16 protein-coding genes are annotated in these 16,967 nt (G+C 68.7%); 6 read left to right on the top strand and 10 right to left on the bottom strand.

Annotated features, from left to right (window positions below; genetic code table 11):
• Positions 1 to 36: 36 nt before the first annotated feature.
• Together EJO71_RS28300 and EJO71_RS28295 are read right to left on the bottom strand one after the other, a co-directional pair.
• Complete coding sequence (locus EJO71_RS28300) at positions 37 to 543, bottom strand: O-acetyl-ADP-ribose deacetylase (protein ID WP_125951984.1); 507 nt, start codon at positions 541 to 543, stop codon at positions 37 to 39.
• Entirely contained in the window at positions 540 to 1,049 is a 510-nt protein-coding gene (locus EJO71_RS28295) for an anthrone oxygenase family protein (protein WP_125951983.1), read from the bottom strand. Before EJO71_RS28295 ends, EJO71_RS28300 begins: the two co-directional genes overlap by 4 nt.
• Positions 1,050 to 1,245: 196 nt before the next feature.
• Between EJO71_RS28295 and EJO71_RS28290 the strand changes: the two genes are divergently transcribed.
• The gene (locus EJO71_RS28290; protein WP_125951982.1) at positions 1,246 to 2,232 is read left to right on the top strand and encodes a sialic acid TRAP transporter substrate-binding protein SiaP; all 987 of its coding nucleotides are present in this window, start codon (positions 1,246 to 1,248) and stop codon (positions 2,230 to 2,232) included.
• Here the strand turns inward: EJO71_RS28290 and EJO71_RS28285 are convergent.
• The 3 genes from EJO71_RS28285 to EJO71_RS28275 all read right to left on the bottom strand — a co-directional run bounded on the left by EJO71_RS28285 (position 2,229) and on the right by EJO71_RS28275 (position 5,975).
• Positions 2,229 to 3,650: a GTPase/DUF3482 domain-containing protein gene (locus EJO71_RS28285; RefSeq protein ID WP_125951981.1), complete on the bottom strand. Its 1,422-nt coding sequence runs from the start codon at positions 3,648 to 3,650 to the stop codon at positions 2,229 to 2,231. The two genes, EJO71_RS28290 and EJO71_RS28285, sit on opposite strands and share 4 nt — an antisense overlap.
• Complete coding sequence (locus EJO71_RS28280) at positions 3,647 to 5,023, bottom strand: DUF2868 domain-containing protein (protein ID WP_125951980.1); 1,377 nt, start codon at positions 5,021 to 5,023, stop codon at positions 3,647 to 3,649. Before EJO71_RS28280 ends, EJO71_RS28285 begins: the two co-directional genes overlap by 4 nt.
• Positions 5,024 to 5,369: 346 nt before the next feature.
• Positions 5,370 to 5,975: a TetR/AcrR family transcriptional regulator gene (locus EJO71_RS28275; protein WP_125951979.1), complete on the bottom strand. Its 606-nt coding sequence runs from the start codon at positions 5,973 to 5,975 to the stop codon at positions 5,370 to 5,372.
• A gap of 55 nt (positions 5,976 to 6,030) precedes the next feature.
• On the opposite strand from EJO71_RS28275, the gene EJO71_RS28270 reads away from it, so the two are divergent.
• The gene (locus EJO71_RS28270) at positions 6,031 to 6,474 is read left to right on the top strand and encodes a VOC family protein (RefSeq protein WP_240651545.1); all 444 of its coding nucleotides are present in this window, start codon (positions 6,031 to 6,033) and stop codon (positions 6,472 to 6,474) included.
• Between the two features lie 7 nt (positions 6,475 to 6,481).
• On the opposite strand, the gene EJO71_RS28265 is transcribed toward EJO71_RS28270, so the two are convergent.
• Positions 6,482 to 8,338, bottom strand: a complete 1,857-nt coding sequence (locus tag EJO71_RS28265) for an ABC transporter ATP-binding protein (RefSeq protein WP_125951977.1) — start codon at positions 8,336 to 8,338, stop codon at positions 6,482 to 6,484.
• A 21-nt stretch (positions 8,339 to 8,359) separates the two neighbouring features.
• The gene (locus tag EJO71_RS28260) at positions 8,360 to 9,319 is read right to left on the bottom strand and encodes a LysR family transcriptional regulator (protein ID WP_125951976.1); all 960 of its coding nucleotides are present in this window, start codon (positions 9,317 to 9,319) and stop codon (positions 8,360 to 8,362) included.
• 111 nt (positions 9,320 to 9,430) lie between these two features.
• Here EJO71_RS28260 and EJO71_RS28255 point away from each other — a divergent pair, with 111 nt between their 5' ends.
• Positions 9,431 to 10,258 carry a class III extradiol ring-cleavage dioxygenase gene (locus EJO71_RS28255; protein ID WP_125951975.1) on the top strand — a complete coding sequence of 276 codons (828 nt, stop codon included), beginning with the start codon at positions 9,431 to 9,433 and terminating at the stop codon, positions 10,256 to 10,258.
• 4 nt (positions 10,259 to 10,262) lie between these two features.
• Here EJO71_RS28255 and EJO71_RS28250 read toward each other — a convergent pair whose 3' ends face one another.
• Positions 10,263 to 11,723 carry a glycosyltransferase gene (locus tag EJO71_RS28250; protein WP_125951974.1) on the bottom strand — a complete coding sequence of 487 codons (1,461 nt, stop codon included), beginning with the start codon at positions 11,721 to 11,723 and terminating at the stop codon, positions 10,263 to 10,265.
• 139 nt (positions 11,724 to 11,862) lie between these two features.
• Here EJO71_RS28250 and EJO71_RS28245 point away from each other — a divergent pair, with 139 nt between their 5' ends.
• Positions 11,863 to 12,423 (top strand): cytochrome b/b6 domain-containing protein, encoded by a 561-nt coding sequence (locus EJO71_RS28245; protein ID WP_125951973.1) that lies wholly within the window; start codon positions 11,863 to 11,865, stop codon positions 12,421 to 12,423.
• Positions 12,420 to 13,280, top strand: coding sequence for an alpha/beta fold hydrolase (locus EJO71_RS28240; protein WP_125951972.1), 861 nt, complete (start codon positions 12,420 to 12,422; stop codon positions 13,278 to 13,280). Before EJO71_RS28245 ends, EJO71_RS28240 begins: the two co-directional genes overlap by 4 nt.
• Before the next feature lie 6 nt (positions 13,281 to 13,286).
• Here EJO71_RS28240 and EJO71_RS28235 read toward each other — a convergent pair whose 3' ends face one another.
• Positions 13,287 to 14,285: a tripartite tricarboxylate transporter substrate binding protein gene (locus tag EJO71_RS28235; protein ID WP_125951971.1), complete on the bottom strand. Its 999-nt coding sequence runs from the start codon at positions 14,283 to 14,285 to the stop codon at positions 13,287 to 13,289.
• A 5-nt stretch (positions 14,286 to 14,290) separates the two neighbouring features.
• Entirely contained in the window at positions 14,291 to 15,286 is a 996-nt protein-coding gene (locus tag EJO71_RS28230) for a tripartite tricarboxylate transporter substrate binding protein (RefSeq protein ID WP_125951970.1), read from the bottom strand.
• A 156-nt stretch (positions 15,287 to 15,442) separates the two neighbouring features.
• Between EJO71_RS28230 and EJO71_RS28225 the strand changes: the two genes are divergently transcribed.
• On the top strand, positions 15,443 to 16,897 hold the full coding sequence (locus EJO71_RS28225; RefSeq protein WP_125951969.1) for an FAD-dependent oxidoreductase: 1,455 nt from the start codon (positions 15,443 to 15,445) through the stop codon (positions 16,895 to 16,897).
• Positions 16,898 to 16,967 lie beyond the last annotated feature (70 nt).

The raw sequence follows: 16,967 nt of genomic DNA, 5'->3' as shown, positions 1-16,967 counted from the left end.
GCTCGTTGTGGATGTTTTTTGCAGGTGGCGCTTGCGTTAGGCCAGCGCCGCCTCGTAGACCGCGAGGTCGCCCGGCGAGAAGCAGCAGAAGACGACTTCTTCCACTGTCGTGGTGCCCGCCAATGCCTCGCGCACGGTGTCTACGGTAACCTTCGCCGCCAGCTCGACGGGGTAGCCGTAGATGCCGGTGCTGATGCTCGGAAACGCGATGCTGCGCACACCTTGCGCGGCGGCCAGCGCCATCGAGCGCCGGTAGCACGACGCGAGCAGCTCGGGCTCGCCCGATTCGCCGCCGCGCCACACCGGGCCGACCGTGTGAATGATGAAGCGCGCGGGCAGGCGATAGCCCTTCGTGAGCTTCGCATCGCCCGTCTTGCACCCGCCCAGCAGCCGGCATTCATGCACCAGCTCGGGCCCGGCCGCGCGGTGGATCGCGCCGTCCACGCCACCGCCGCCGAGCAGCGAGGAGTTGGCGGCGTTGACGATGGCGTCGACCTGCAGCGTCGTGATGTCGGCGCGGATGGCACGCAGTGTGGCTGTCATGGTGCAGTCGCACGGCCAAGTTGAATCGCGGCCAGAGTGAACGACAGCGTGGCGGCAATGGAAGCCACCGTGCGCACATGGTTCCAGCGCAGCCAAGGCTCCACATACGCCGGCCACTGCACCGCGGCGACGGCCGCGGTGGCGTCGGCCCGCGCAAGCGCGTCGTTCATCGGCACGTTGACGATGCGCGTCAGCGCGAACGAGCCCACCACATAAGCGAGCGCGCCCACGATGAGCCAGACCGAGGTCCAGCCGGCAGGCGCCAGCACCGCCCGCAGCCCCAGCACCACGCCCAGCAGCGCGGTGCCCACGAAGACGCCCAGGAACACCGGGTTGAGGATGACGACGTTGATGTGCTGCATCGCGGCCATGCCCTGCTCGGGCGGCATGCGCGAGAGCGCTTTCATGATCGTGTTCGAGAAGGCGAAGAACAGGCCCGCGATGAGGCCCGATCCGAGGGCGGCGAGCACGGTGAGCGGAAGCAGGTAGGCATTCAGGAACGACATGCGGGGTCTCCTCCGGTTCTGGTGGTCTGGTGGGCAGGCATCGTAGGCGCGCGGGCTGGAGTCGGGCAAACCCGCTCCCGATGTTTGTATCAAATCCTTACGATTCCCGCGCCGGACGAATTCGCCCGGTGTCCGCCCGCAGCCATGGCGCCGATCTTGCATACGGCCGGACTGTTTTCAACCCGAGGGAGAGTCGATGAAAAGCTTGTTGCCGTGGCGCCGCGCCGGTCTTCTTTTTTGCGTGGCGCTCGCCGCAGCGGTGCCCGCTCATGCCCAGGTCCTGCAGTTCAAGTGGGGCCATGTCTACGAGCCCACGAGCATCTTCCACCAGCAGGCCGAACTGGCGGCGCGCAAGATCGCCGAGCAGTCCGACGGCAAGATCAAGATCGAAGTGGTGCCGTCCTCCAGGCTGGGGCAGGAGGGCGACTTTCCGCTGATGCTGGCGAACGACTCGGTGCAGATCGCCTACGTCGGGCAGGCCACGCTGGCCGAGGGCTATCCGCCGCTGAGCCTGGGGAGCTATCCCTTCGCCTTCAAGGACCTCGACCACATGCGCAAGTACCTGGCGAGCCCGCTGCTGGCCGAGCTGATGAAGGGCTACAACGAGAAGAGCGGCAACCGCATGGTCGCTTCCGTCTACTACGGTGCGCGCCAGGTCACTTCGGCGAAGCCGCTGGCCAGGCCCGAGGACTTCCGCGACCTGCGCCTGTACGTACCCGCCGCCGCGGCCTACCAGCTCTTCGCCACCGCGCTCGACGCCAAGCCGGTGACGCTGCCCTTCATGAGCCTCTACGGCTCGCTCAAGAAGAACGAGGTGGAGGCGCAGGAAAACCCGCTGGACATCGTCAAGTCGAAGAAGCTCTACGAAGTGCAGAAGTACGTGCTGCTCACGGCGCACGTCTACGACACGCTGGGCGTCGTCATCGGCAAGGCCGCGTGGGGCAAGCTGACGCCGCAGCAGCAGACGATGGTGGAGAAGGTGCTGGTCGAAACCGCGAAGTGGACCAACGTCGGCGTGATCGCCGGCGAGTTGGAAGACGAGAAGTTCCTGCGCGACAAGGGCATGACCGTGTCGCCGGCCAACCGGCAGCTTTTCCTGGAGCGGGTCGTCAAGCGCTCCACGCCCGAGCAACTCGGGGCGCGGCCGGGCGACTACGCGCGGCTGCAGGCGCTGACGAACTAGGGCGTTTCGACGAAGGCGCGCTGCAGCGCCACCGACAGCTCAGCCACCAGCGCCTCGCGCTGCGGCGACGGGCGCCAGAAGCTGCGCGTGGCGATGCCGCCGGCCTCCCACTCGGGATGGTTGCGCGCCGGTTGCGCATCGCGCACTGCGGCTGCTGCGGCCCGCGTGGGAGCGTCGCCGTCCCTGGGCGACTCGGCGGCGATGCGCTGCGTGGCCGCATGGCCGCGCTGCTCCAGCGCCTGCGTGAGCTTCAGCTGCCACGCGACCAGCGTGAACAGCACGCCGTCTTCCACCGTGAGCTCGTGCACGTCGCGCAGCTTGTTGGCCAGCTTGCGGCCCAGCGGCCCCCAGCCTTGCGACACCGCACCGCCGATGGCACCGCCGAGCGCCGCGCCCGCGCCGAGCGAGATGCCGGCCACGGCCAGGTCGGCCACCACGCCCACCGCGGCACCGATGACCGCGCCCTTGCCGAGGCGCAGGCCCGCGTCCTTCATGGCCTCGGGGCTGAAGAAATCGAGCGTCCAGCGGCCTTCGATGATCGGCAAGGGTGCTTCGTCCGCATCGCCCTGGCGAAAGCCGTAGAGCGCGAGCAGGTCGTCGGTGCAGCGCTGGGCCTTGTCGAACACTGCCTTCCGCAGCGCGGCGACGAGCGTCTTGCGGCGTGCCTCGTCGGCGAATTCGGTGGACGACACCGTGCGCCGCACCGCGGCGGCATCGACCAGCAGGGCGGCGATGCGCGTGCATGCCGACTGCCGGCGCTCGGCAGCTTCGGCGGCCAGCGCATCGACGACGCCGCGCAGCAGCTCGCGGCGATCGCGCAGCAGCGTGGCAAGGTCGTCGTACAGGTCCTGCTCGGCGCCGACGAAGGGCGCCGCCGCATCGAAGCGCACCTGCACGTGCAGGCCGTAGGCCGAGAGCAGTTCCTTCCATGCCGGCTCGCGGCTCGCGGCGTCGCGCACGAAATTCAGCACCGGCAGAACGGGGCGCGCGCAGGAGTTGAGCAGCTCTATTTCGTCGCGGAACTTGGGCAGCACCGGCTCGCGCACGTCGATGACCAGGAAGGCGGCGTCGATGTCGAGCATGGTGCGCAGCACCTTGGCCTCCTGCTCGAACACGCCGTGGGCCTCGGGGCCCCGCAGGAACTGGCGGATGCGCTCCGGAGGCGTCGCCTGCGCGTCGAAGCCGGCGAGGTGCTCGCGCAATGCGACGGCGTCTTCCAGACCGGGCGTGTCGAAGAAGCGAACGGCGGCTTCACCGTTCACGTCGAGATCGGCCGACTCGACATGGCGCGTCGTGCCGGGGCGCTGCGACACCTCGCCGAAGTCGACGCGACGCGTGAGCGTGCGCAGCAGCGAGGTCTTGCCCGCGTTGGTGTGGCCGACGACGGCGATGCGGATGGGTTGCTGCTGCTGCGTCATGGGGCAATGTCCAGGCGGTCGCTGGCGGTGATGCGCTCCAGGCCGGTGTCCTGCAGCCAGTCGAGCCAGCGTTGCGCGGCGGCAGTGCTGGGCGCATCGGCGAGCCACAGGCGGCATTCGCCGCAATGCATCAGCACTTCGCGCAGGAAGCGCTCGGTGCCGCGGTCGGGGCTGGATGCGGCGTGGCAGACGAGCAGCACGGTGCGCGGACGGGCCTGGGCCAACTGGTCGAGCAGGGCACGGCGCGCTGGGGCGCTTCCGTCGATGCGCTGCGCCTGCGCCGCGAGGTCGGCGGGGAGCGCGGCCGGGGGCCAGGGCATGTCGGGCGGTAATTCGAAGCCGACGACGAAGAGGGTGTCCCGCAGTTGCGAGGCCGGCAGGCTCGCGGGCATGGCGCCACGCAGGCGGCCCGGATCGGCGTCGACGATGGCCGCCGGCGCCATCGCGGCGAAGCGGGCCAGCAGCTTGCGGTAGTAGGGCTCGTGCCAGTCTGGCTGCAGGGCCTTGCGGCGGCTGCGCAGGACGGCTGCGCTGAGAAGCACGAGCACAAGGCGCGGCAGCAATCCGTAGACGACGATGCAGCCGGTGAGCCACAGCGCCCACGTGCGCTGGCCTGCGGCGCCGGGTGAAGCGGCCAGCACGGTGGCGGCATCGGGCACGGGAAAGCCGAGCTTCGCGGGCGCCCAGCCCAGCGCCTGCACGGCGCGCACGAAGAACTCCGGATCGAGGATCGTCGTCTCCCAGCTCAGCGTGTAGCTGCGGAATGCGAGCGCGAAGAGCATCGCGGCCAGCACCACCGCGAACGACAGCGACCAGATGCCGTGGCTCACGAGTCCGAAGGCCCATGGCAGCAGCTTCGCGCGCGACAGCAGGCCCGTGGCCGCGCGCACCAGCGTCGGCGCCTGTCCGCGCTTGCCGCCCGCCACGCGCGCGGTGAGCGACAGCCAGATCCAGCCGAGCGATGCGGTGTTGAACGAGCCGAGCGGCAGCCACAGGCCGGCGAGCCACAGCACCAGCGTGAGCGCATGCAGGCCCAGCAGGCTCGCGAGCGCGACGATCACGTTGATGTGGCGCTCGCCGCCGCCGACCACGTTGCCCGCCAGCCCGAGGCCCGCAACCACGATCAGCGCCGCGAGCCCGAGCAGCACCCAGGGTGCCCATTGCCGGGCGCGCGCGAGTTCAGGTTGAAGGCCGATGCGCTCGCCGAGCAGCAGCGCGCGTTCGGTGATCTGTCCATGCGCATCGGCTGCGCGGGAAGAGGCCAGGCGCAGGGCCTGCGCGTCGTCGAGCGGACCGTTCTGCTCGGTCCATCGGATCGCCTCGGTGATCACCGCATCCGGGAAGGCAGGTTCTCGCAGCGCGGTGTTGGTCAACAGGTTCCCTTCGCAGCCAGTCGTTGTCGCTCAATGAGGCCCCGCGTGGTGCGGGGGCGCGCAAATTATGCCCCGCACATTCCGGCGGGCCACGATGAGGAACGGGGCCGCGAAGGGCCCCGTTTCGTGGGATGCGCATGGACCTAGCGAAGGCCGAAGAACGAAAGCACGGCCACCACGACCACGACCAGGCCGACGATGTAGATGATGGAATTCACGCGGGGACTCCTCTGCTGTGTTGAAGACGAGTCCAGCATTGCGCCGCCTTCGCGGCGGCACTGTCGGCAGGAGGCGGCGGGCGTTGTAGGCGCGTGCGAAGCATCGCCCCACGACATGTCCCGCATCGTCAGCGCTTCCGGGCCGGGCCGAGCGTGCGTTCCAGCAGCCACAGCATTGCCGCGCGGGTTTCCTCCAGGTTCGCGCCCGCGTCGATGGCCAGCGCGGCCCGGTCGAAGGCAGCCGCGAGCAGCGGGGTGAGCGCGTCGAGCGACGCCTCGTCCTTGCCAACGCCCGCGCGCGCCAGCCCTTCGCGAAGCGAGGCGGCCGAAGTCGCGTTGTCCATGGCAACGATTTCTTCCATGCCCAGCACCGCGGGCCCGTCGATCAGCAGCAGCCGCGTGCGGCCCGGCGCCGTCATCGCGTTCAGGTAGGCCTTGCTGCCTTCGAGCAGGGCCTCGCGCGGCGCGAGCTGCTCGGGCGCGGCCGCCTCGATGTCGGCGGCCACGGCCTGGCCCTCGCGCAACAGCACCTGCCGGAACAGGTCGCGCTTGTCGGTGAAGTGGTGGTACAGCGCGCCGCGCGTGATGCCCGCCGCGAGCGCGATCTCCGGCGTGGATGTGTCGCCGTAGCCCTTGCCGACGAAGAGGGCACGTGCCGCCTCGATCAGCGCGAGGCGCGTGGTCTCGGTGCGTTCGCGGTTGGTCCTGACCGTTGCCGATGTGGTCTTGCTCATTTACATGCAGCCTGTCTGTAAGTTATATTCAATTTACATGCAGTCTGTATGTTAAATGAAAGGACTCATCGTGAAAGTGACGAGCTACTACCCCGTTCTCATGACCAACGACGTTGCAGGAACCGCGGATTTCTACAAGACGCACTTCGGCTTTGCGCCGCTCTTCACCAGCGACTGGTACGTGCACCTGCAACTGGCGGACGAGCCCTCGGTGAACCTCGCCGTGCTCGACGGCCGGCACGAAACCATTCCGGCCGCCGCGCGCGGACAGGTGGCGGGCGGCACGCTGCTGAACTTCGAGGTGGACGACCCTGATGCGGTGCACGACCGGCTGAAGGCCGCCGGCCTGCCGATCCTGCTGCCGCTGCGCGACGAGGCCTTCGGGCAGCGCCACTTCATCACGCGCGACCCGAACGGCGTGCTGATCGACATCATCAAGCCGATCCCGCCGAGCGGGGAGTTCGTTGCGCAATACGAGGCCGGCGCATTGCCGACCTGAGGGCCGCTCAGGCGCGCAGTGCCTCGTCTCCCTCGAGGCTGTCGCCCAGGAAGCCGCCGCTCTGGTGGGCCCACAGTCGCGCGTACAGGCCACCTTGCGCCATCAGCGTGCGGTGGTCGCCTTCTTCCACCACGCGGCCTTCATCGAGCACGATGAGCCGGTCCATCGCCGCGATGGTCGACAGCCGGTGCGCGATCGCGATCACGGTCTTGCCTTCCATCAGCGCATAGAGGCTCTGCTGGATGGCGGCCTCCACCTCGGAGTCGAGCGCGCTGGTGGCCTCGTCGAGCAGCAGGATCGGCGCGTCCTTCAGCATCACGCGCGCAATCGCCACGCGCTGGCGCTGGCCGCCCGAGAGCTTCACGCCGCGCTCGCCCACGTGCGCCTCGTAGCCGCGCCGGCCGCTCGCGTCGCCCAGCGTCTGGATGAAGTCGTGCGCCTCGGCGCGCTTCGCCGCCGCCTCGATCTGCTCCTTCGTGGCGTCGGGCCGGCCGTAGGCGACGTTGTCGGCCACCGAGCGGTGCATGAGCGAGGTGTCCTGCGTGACCATGCCGATGTGGCTGCGCAGCGAGTCCTGCGTGACGTGCGCGATGTCCTGCCCGTCGATCAGGATGCGGCCGCCTTCGAGGTCGTGGAAGCGCAGCAGAAGGTTGACCAGCGTCGACTTGCCGGCGCCCGAGCGGCCGACCAGGCCGATCTTCTCGCCGGGCTTCACCGTCAGGTTCAGGTCGTCGATGACGCGGCGGCCCGCGTCGCCATAGCGGAAGCTCGCGTGCTCGAAACGCACTTCGCCGCGCGGCACTTCGAGCGCCTTTGCGTCGGCCGCGTCGAGCACTGTGCGCGGGCGCGACAGCGTCTTCATGCCGTCCTGCACCGTGCCGATGTTCTCGAACAGGCTGGTCATCTCCCACATGATCCAGTGCGACATGCCCTGCAGCCGCAGCGCCATCGCCGTGGCTGCTGCCACCGCGCCCACGCCGACCGCGCCATGCGACCACAGCCACAGCGCCACGCCCGCCATGCCGGCCGTGAGGCCCATGCTCAGCGTGTGGTTGACGATCTCGAAGGCGCTCACCAGGCGCATCTGGCCGTAGCCCGTCTTCATGAACTCGCGCATCGCGTCGCGCGCGAAGCCGGCCTCGCGCTGCGTGTGCGAGAACAGCTTGACGGTCGCGATGTTGGTGTAGGCGTCGGTCACGCGGCCGGTCATCAGCGAGCGGGCGTCGGCCTGCTCCTTGCCGACCTTGCCCAGGCGCGGCACGAAATACACGAGCGAGCCGATGTACAGCGCAAGCCAGATCAGGAAGGGCCAGACCAGCTGCGCGTCGAGCACGCCCACCAGGATGATCATGGTGGCCACGTACACGCCCATCGCCACCAGCACGTCGGCCAGCACGAACACGGTGTCGCGCACCGCCAGCGCGGTCTGCATGACCTTGGCCGTGATGCGGCCCGCGAACTCGTCCTGGTAGAAGGCCATGCTCTGGCCCAGCATCAGCCGGTGGAAGTTCCAGCGCAGGCGCATCGGCAGGTTCACCGCGAGCGTCTGGTGCTTCACGATGGTCTGCAGCGCCACCACGAGGATGCTGATCACCAGGAAGACGCCCAGCCACGTGAGCGTGGTGCCGCGGTCTTGCCAGAGGCGCGACGGCTCCTGCCCGGCGAGCCAGTCGACGATGCGGCCGAGGATCGCGAACAGCGCCGCCTCGAAGATCGACATGGCGGCGGTGAGCGCCGCCATCGCCGCGATCTTGCCGCGCACGCCATGCGTGCAGGCCCAGAGAAAGGCGAGGAAGCCCTGCGGCGGCATCGCAGGCTCGGCGGCAGGGTAGGGATGAAGGAGTTTTTCGAAGAAGCGGAACAAGGGCGGTGTCTCCCGGAGTGCTCAGGACTTTAGCCGTGCATGCATGACCTTGCCCCGAAAAGGTGCGTTCTTCAGGAAGCCTTCAGCGGGCTCCATGCCGCCGAGCCGCTCGCCCAGGAAGTCGATGAAAGTACGCAGTTTGGGCGACATGTACTGCCTGCTGGTGTACACCGCGAAGAGCGTGACGGGCGTGGCCTCGAACTCGGGCAGCAGCCGCACCAGCCGGCCCTGCGCGATGTCGTCGTCGATCAGCCACGTCGGCATGTAGGCGATGCCCATGTCCGCGCGCACCGCGTGCAGCGTGAGCGTGGTGTCGTCGGAGCGCATGGCCGGCACCAGCCGCAGCGGAAACATCCGCCCGCCCGGCCCCTTGAGCGCGAGGTTGTCCAGGTTCACGTAGCTCGGCACGATGGCGCCCAGCTTCGCGAGATCGGCCGGCACCGCGGGCACGTCGCCCATGCGCTCCAGGTAGGCCGGCGTGCCGGCGAGGAAGAAGGGCACGCGGCACAGCGGCCGGGCGATCAGGGCGGGAGAGGGCTCCTGCGTGGCGCGCAAGGCCAGGTCGTAGCCGTCGGCAGCGAGATCGACCTTGCGGTTTTCCAGGTGCATGTCGACCAGCACTTCCGGGTACTTCTCGCGGTAGTCGGCCAGCACCCGGGCGAAGCGCGGCGTGGCGCACCACACGGGCGCGCTCACCTTGAGCTGGCCGCGCGGCGTGTCGTTGGTCTGGCCGATGGCGGCTTCGGCCGCGTCGAGCAGGTCGAGCGCGCGACGGCTCTGCTCGTACCAGGCGGTGCCGGCCTCGGTCAGGCTCAGGTGGCGACTGGAGCGGTGCAGCAGCCGCGCGCCGAGCGATTTCTCGAGCTGCGCCACATGCTTGCTGGCCATCGGCGGCGACATGCCCAGTCGGTCGGCCGCCGCGACGAAGCTGCCGGCCTCCACCACTTCGCGAAACACCCGCAGGCTGGTCATCCGGTCCATGTGAACGTCCTTGAAGCTTTCTTGTGAGGAACTGATTCGATGCATCGTAGCCTGTCGATTTCTTCCAGGGAAATGTCTAGAGTCGATGCAACGCTTTCAAGGAGCATCGACTTGACCCACGACAACGCCACCAACACTTCTCGTTTGCCCACGTACTTCATCTCGCACGGCGGCGGCCCCTGGCCCTGGATGAAGAAGGAAATGGGCCCGACCTACGACCAGCTCGCAGCCTCGCTGGCCGACATGCCGTGCCAGATCGGCCGCAAGCCGAGCGCCATCCTCATGGTGTCGGCGCACTGGGAGTCGCCGGTCTTCACGGTGCAGGGCAACCCCAGGCCGCCCATGATCTACGACTACGGCGGCTTCCCGGCCCACACCTACGAGGTGCACTACGACTCGCCGGGCTCACCCGAACTCGCACAGCGCGTGCAGTCGCTGATCGCCGCCGCCGGCCTGCCGGTGCAGATCGATCCCGAGCGCGGCTACGACCACGGCATGTTCTCGCCCATGGCCGCGATCTACCCGAAGGCCGACGTGCCTGTGGTGCAGCTGTCATTGCGCCGCGGGCTCGACCCGGCCGAGCACCTGGCGCTGGGCCGCGCGATTGCGCCACTGCGCGACGAGAACGTGCTGATCGTCGGCAGCGGGCTGAGCTATCACAACCTGCGCAACTTCGGCCCGCAGGCACACGGCGTGTCGAAGGCTTTCGACGATTGGCTCGACGCGGCGGTGGTGAAGAGCTCTGCCGGCGAGCGCAATGCGCAATTGCTCGACTGGGAGTCAGCCCCCGCGGCGCGCATGGCGCATCCGCGCGAGGAGCACCTGATTCCGCTGATGGTGGCGGTTGGTGCGGCCGAGGGCGAGGGCGGCGAGCGCGTGTATCACGAGGATGCGTTCATGGGCGGTTTGGTGGTGTCGAGCTTCCGCTTCGGGGCTTGAGGCTTCAGCCCCGCCGCACCCCATCAGCATCCACCAGCCCCACGCGCGTCTGCCTTCCCCAGGTGCCGCGCCCGGTCAGGAACATCCACCATCCCCACGCAGCACCCGTGTGCCGCAGGATCTGGAAGGTGAAGGGCTCGACCAGCGCGGCCGCGAAGGCCTGTGCGAAGCCGGCCTTGCTGCTGCCGGAGCCGATCCAGCGCCGGTACAGGTACACCGACCACAGATGGAAGGCGAGGTCGAGCACGATCTTCGCGCCGATCACTCCGGCCACCGGTGCCAGCACGCCGAGGTTGCCGCGCACCAGGTACACCAGCAGCAGCCCGAAGGCCGCGAGGCCGTAGAGCGGCTGCAGCGTGTCGACTGCCTTCACGGGCAGCATCGCGACACCGAGCCAGCCGTAGCGCCGGTCGCCGACCATCGATCGGTACCAGAACTGCGTCTGCAGGAAGCCGCCGAACCAGCGGCGGCGCTGGCGCAGGAAGGCGCCGGTGCTGCTCGGCGCGTCGGTGTGCGCCTGTGCGTCGCCGAGCACGCGCACGGTCCACGGCAGGCCGTGCGCCTGGGCGTGGCGGTGCAGGCGGTGGATGAGTTCGTAGTCTTCCACCAGGCAGTCGGTGTCGAAGCCGCCCACGGCGCGCACCGCCTCGGTGCGAAAGCCGGCGAAGGCGCCCGAGATCAGCAGCAGTCCGTTGACCCGCATCCATGCATAGCGCGAGAGGAAATTGCGGATGTACTCATACGTCTGGAACCACTGGAAGCAGCGGCCGGCCAGCGTGCGACTGCACACGGGCGTGATGACGCCGGTGGCGGCGACGAGTTCCGGCTCTTCGGAGAAGGCGCGGCGGACGGCGCCGATGGCGTGGCTGTCGAGCAGCGTGTCGCCGTCGACCGTGAGCACGGTGTCGGTGTCGATGCACAGGACGGCCGCGTTCAGCGCGACGGCCTTGCCGCCGTGCGGCAGGCGCAGCCAATACAGGGAAGGATGCGTGGCGCTGGGTGCGCTCAGTTCACCGAGGCCCGGTGCGACGAGACCGTATTGCGTGACCAGCAGCCCGGCCGTGCCGTCGGTCGATCCGTCGTCGGCGATCACGATGCGGTCGGGTGCGTCGGTCTGGGCCAGCAGGGCGGCCAGCGTCACGGGCAGCACGGCCGCCTCGTTGTGCGAGGCGACGATCACGCCCAGCGTGTTGCGCCGCGTCGCGGTCGCAGAGGAAGGCGAGGGCCGCAGCCGCAGGATCGGCAGCGTCATCCACGCGACGAACAGCAGCAGCACGGTGTCGTAGAGCACGTAGGCCACGCCCACCGACCAGGCCCCGACGTCCACGGCCTTGAAGGCCATGGCGAAGAGCAGTGCCCAAAGCACGAGCACGCTGCCGTGGATGAGCCAGCTTCGCAGCGGGGTGCCGGGTGGAGACAGGCGAGGCGATGCGGCCACGAAGGCGCTTTGGAGAGGATCGTTCAAGGGATGTCGTCCGGGCGGCTGTCGGTCGGTGGTTCGCTGGTACGTAAAGACTCGGCCTGCGGTTTCGAAAAGCCCGGGGAATGCCGGGACAATCGCACGCGCTCCCGACTGAGTCGGCCCACGCCCGAAAATTCCCCGCATGCTCGCACAAACCCGCTACACCCGGACCGCGATCGCGCTGCACTGGCTGATTGCCGTGCTCATGATCGCCAACATCGCCCTGATCCTGCTGGTCGACCAATACCCTGACGACTGGGTGCGCCCCGCCATCGATACCCACAAGTCGATAGGCATCACGGTGCTGGGCCTGGTCATCATGCGCATCCTCTGGCGCGCCACGCACAAGCCGCCGGCGATGCCGGGCTCCTTCGGCGCGCTGGAGCGCTTCGCGGCGCATGCTGCACACGGCGCGCTGTACCTGTTGATGATCCTGCTGCCGCTGTCGGGCTGGATGCACGACTCGGCCTGGAAAGACGCCTCCACTCACCCGATGCAGCTGTTCGGCCTGTTCGAATGGCCGCGCATCGGCTGGATCATGGCCATCGAGCCCACGCTGAAGGAAACCTTGCACACCGTGCTGGGCGGCGTGCATGCCTGGGCGGGCTACGTGCTCTACGTGATCTTCGCGCTGCACGTGCTGGGCGCGCTCAAGCATCAATTCTTCGACGGCGAGCCCGAGCTGCAGAGGATGTGGCCATGACGACACGTCAGGAAGCCGAGGCCCGCGAGGCCATCGCGCGCATCGATGCGCTGTCGACTCATCTCGACCCTGTGCACGACGGCGTGCGCGTGCGCTGGCGCCGATTCGGTACGGACACGAGCCAGCCCCCGCTGGTGCTGCTGCACGGCGGTCACGGCAGCTGGATGCACTGGCTGCGCAATGCAGAGGCACTTTCGGCCGGCCGCACGTTGTGGCTGCCCGACATGCCGGGCTTCAACGAATCCGACGCACCGCCGCGCGTGGCACCGGGTGAAGACTCGTTGCAGCCGCTGCTCGCCGCGCTTGGCGGAACGCTCGACCAGCTCGTCGGCGCTGGCACTCCGATCGACCTCGGCGGCTTTTCCTTCGGCGGGCTGACCGCGGCGCGCTTCGCCGTGCAGCGTGGTGCCATTCGCCGATTGGCGCTGGTGGGCAGCGGCGGCCACGGAACGCTCCGGCGCATGACGGCGCAGATGATCAACTGGCGCGCCGCCCCCGACCGCGAGACGGAGCGCGCCGCGCTGCTGAACAACCTGGCCGCGCTGATGCTGCACGACCCTGCCGCCATCGATGCGTTGGCCTTCGAGATCCACGACATCTCCTGCCACGGCACGCGCTTTCGCAGCAAGGAGGTGTCGCAATCGGGCGGGCTGCAGCAGGCGCTCGGCACATTGAATGTGCCGACGCTGCTGCTGTGGGGCGAATTCGACGTCACCGCCGACCCACGCCCGCTGGTCGCGCAACTGGCTGTTGAAGGGCCTGCGCGCGAGGGCGTGGTGGTCGACGGTGCCGGCCACTGGGCGCAGTACGAGCGCGCCGACGAGGTCAACGCGCGGCTGCAGGCGTTCTTCCGCTGAGTCCTGTCACTGCTGCTGTTTCACCAGCCCCAGCTTCCGGATGATGTCGCCCCACTGGTCGTAGGTCGCGCGCGTCAACTCGGCAAGTTGCTGCGGGCTCGACGATTCAGCCTCGTACGCGCCCTGTCGGAAGAAGTCGCGCGTGGCCGGCATCGCCAGCACCTGCGCCAGCGCGGCGTTGAGCTTCTCGACCACCGGCGCCGGCATGCGCGCCGGTCCGTAGAAGCCCAGCCAGCTCGGCATGTCGACGCCGCTCACGCCTTGCTCACCCATGGTGGGCACGTCGGGCAGCATCGGGCTGCGCTTCGGCGCCGCCACGGCCAGCATGCGCACCTTGCCGGTGGCTGTGTTCTGGATGGCGTTGGGTGCGGCGTCGAAGTAGTACTGCACGCGGCCCGCGAGAAAGTCCTTGGCCGCATCGGCGCCGCCCTTGTAGGGCACGTGCACCACGTCCAGCCCGGCCTGCCGCGCGAAGGCCTCGCCGTAGATATGCGACGAGGTGCCGGTGCCGAAGGAGGCGTAGCTCATCTTCCCCGGGTTGGCCTTGATGTACGCCACCAGCTCCTGCACCGTGCGCGCCGGCACGCTCGCGTGCACGGTCAGCACCAGCGGGCCGCGAGCGCCGAGGGAGATCGGCGTGAGGTCCTTGAACGGGTCGTAGCGCACCTGCGCCAGCGTCTGCGGGTTCTGCGCCACCACCGAGGAGGGCGCGTACATGAAGGTGTAGCCGTCGGGCGCGGAGCGGATCACTTCCTCGGTCGCGAGGATGAAGCTCGCGCCCGGACGGTTCTCGACGATCACCGGCGTCTGCAGCACCTCGCCGAGCTTGTTGGCGACGAAGCGCGCCTGCGCATCCGACGCGCCGCCGGCCGCAAGGCCCAGCACGATGCGGATCGTGCGGCCCTTCTCCGGAAATGGCGCGGCGGCGTGCGCTGCCAGCCATGGCGTGGCGGCGCCGAGTGCAAGCCAGGCGGCGAAGCGGCGGCGATGAAGAGGGGCGCGCATGCCGCTCACTGCTTGACCAGTCCGACCTGCTGCACCATCGCGCCCCAGCTGTCATAGGTCGATCGCGTGATGCCCGCGAATTCCTCGGGCGTGGTGGCGCCGGCCTCGTAGCCGCCGCTTCGATAGAACTCCTGCACCTGCGGCATTGCCAGTACCTTCACCAGCGCTGCGTTGAGCTTCGCGACCACCGGCGCCGGCATGCGCGCCGGCCCGTAGAAGCCCAGCCAGCTCGGCAGGTCGAGCCCCGCGTAGCCCTGCTCGGCGAAGGTGGGCACGTCGGGCAGCGCGGCGATGCGCGCGCCGGCGGCCACCGCGAGGATCTTCACCTTGCCGGTTGAGGCGGTGATGATGGCCGACGAGGCCGAGTCGAACATGTACTGCACGCGCCCGCCGATCAGGTCCTTCGCGGCATCGGAGCCGCCCTTGTACGGAATGTGCACCGCGTCGATGCCCGTCTTCTTCACGAAGGCTTCGCCGTAGATGTGCGAGGAGGTACCCGCGCCGAACGAGGCGTAGCTCACCTTGCCAGGGTGCGACTTCACGTAGGCCACGAGCTCCTTCACGTTGTTGACCGGCACGCTGGTGCTCAGCGACAGCACCAGCGGCCCGCGCCCGCCCATCGAGATGGCGGTGAAGTCCTTGAACGGGTCGTAGGGCACCTGCGCGAAGGTGTGCGGGTTCTGCGCCATGGTGGACGAGGGCGCGTACAGCAGCGTGTAGCCGTCGGGCTGGGCGCGCGACACCTCGTTGGCCGCCAGCATGGTGCTGGCGCCGGGCTTGTTGTCGACGATCACGCTGGTGCCCAGCACCTCGCCGAGCTTCTGCGCAACGATGCGCGCCTGCGCGTCGGTGCCGCCGCCGGCAGTGAAGCCCACGACGATGCGGATGGGTTTGCCGCGCGCCGGGAAGTCCTGCGCCATGGCCAGCGGCGCAAGGCCCAGCAGGGCCGCGGCGCTGAGGGCCGAGCCGAATGCACGGCGGGTGCCGTGAAGTTTCTTCATCGATGTCTCCGTTGGAATGCTTCTTCCAATATTGATCTTGAAATCCATAAAAATCCATATTCACTAGGGAATACCCCAGATATTTGTCTTTTGAGTTTGACAAAATGGAAAGTGAAATCAAAATACAGCGAAACAAGCCAAGCCAAGAACGCATTCATGAAAACTGTCGTCCGTACCGACGAGCGCATCCTGTCCTCCGACATCTTCGACCGCGACAGCCGCGTCAAGCGACCTGATCACGGCAGTTGGGCCGAGCCCGGCAAGAGCATTCCGGTCTATCACCGCTGCGGCGTGCTGGTGGTCGGCGGCGGCCCGTCGGGCACCGCCGCCGCCGCGGCCGCAGCCCGGGCGGGTGCCGACGTGGCGCTGCTCGAGCGCTACAACCACCTGGGAGGCCTGTCGACCGGCGGCCTCGTCATCTGGATCGACCGCATGACCGACTGGGAGGGCAAGCTGGTGATCCGCGGCTTCGCGGAAGAGCTGTTCGACCGCCTGCCGGCCGAGGCCATCGCCGGTCCGGTGCGCGAAGACTGGGGCTCGCAGGACACGGCCAAGGCCGCGCACTGGTCGCAGCGCACCGCCGCCTACCACGGCATCGTCACCTGGTCGCCCACCATCGACCCCGAGCGGCTGAAGCTGCTCTCGCAGGAGATCGTGCTGGAGCGCAAGGTCAAGCTCATCTACCACTCGTGGGCCGCCATTCCCATCGTGCAGGACGGCGCCGTCAAGGGCGTGGTGTTCGAGAGCAAGGAAGGCCGCATGGCCATCATGGCCGACGTGGTGGTCGACGCCACCGGCGACGGCGACCTGTTCGCCCGCGCCGGCGCCGACTACGTGAACGACATCGAGGAGGCCGACGTGCATCACTGCATGAACACCTCCTGGCTCTTCGGCGGCGTGGACATGAACCGCTGGATCGAGTTCAAGGCCGGCCAGCCCGAAGCCTTCACCGCCTTCATGGCGGGCGGGCGCGAGCAGTGCGGCCTGTTCGAGCGGCCCTTCGTCTCGTGGCGCAACGACGTGGCCCTCTTCATGGGACCGCGCCAGTCGGGCTACTCGGCGCTCGACGTGGACGACCTCACCGCCGTGGAAGTGCGCTCGCACCGCGCCATGGCCGCGCACCTCGACTACTTCCGCGCCCACGCGCCGGGCTTCGAGGACGCCTACCTGATGCTGAGCGCGCCGCAGATCGGCGTGCGCCATGCGCGGCGCCTGAGCGGCGTGGGCGCAGTGCTGCGCAGCCAGTGGCCCGACGGCGTGCCGCTGGCGGACGAGGTCGGCGTGTCGCCAGCGGTCTCGCCCAAGTTCCCGAACATCTCCATTCCCTACGGCGCACTGGTGCCGCGGAAGCTCGACGGCCTGCTGGCCTGCGGCCGCCACATCTCCTGCGACCGCAACTCGCACGGCTTCATGCGCGAGATCCCGCAATGCTGGATCACCGGCCAGGCCGCGGGCGTGGCGGCGGCGCTGGCCTCGCGTGGCGGCATCGAACCGCGCTTCATCGACGTGGGCGCGCTGCAGTCCGCGCTGCTGGAGCAGGGCGTGTATCTGCGCGCCGGTGCCGGGCAGAGCGCGGCGACCTCGCTCGCCACGGCCGAGGCCGGCACCTGAGCCATCGGCCATGAGCCCGGACGCCCTCTCTTCGCAAGCCTCTACATTGGAGCGTCTTGCAAAGGGTTCC

Origin of the sequence: Variovorax sp. 679, from assembly GCF_003952185.1 — a bacterium.
In the GTDB taxonomy this organism is placed as follows: domain Bacteria; phylum Pseudomonadota; class Gammaproteobacteria; order Burkholderiales; family Burkholderiaceae_C; genus Variovorax.
Note: the sequence above shows the minus strand (reverse complement) of the source record. Positions and strands in the feature narration are given on the sequence as shown.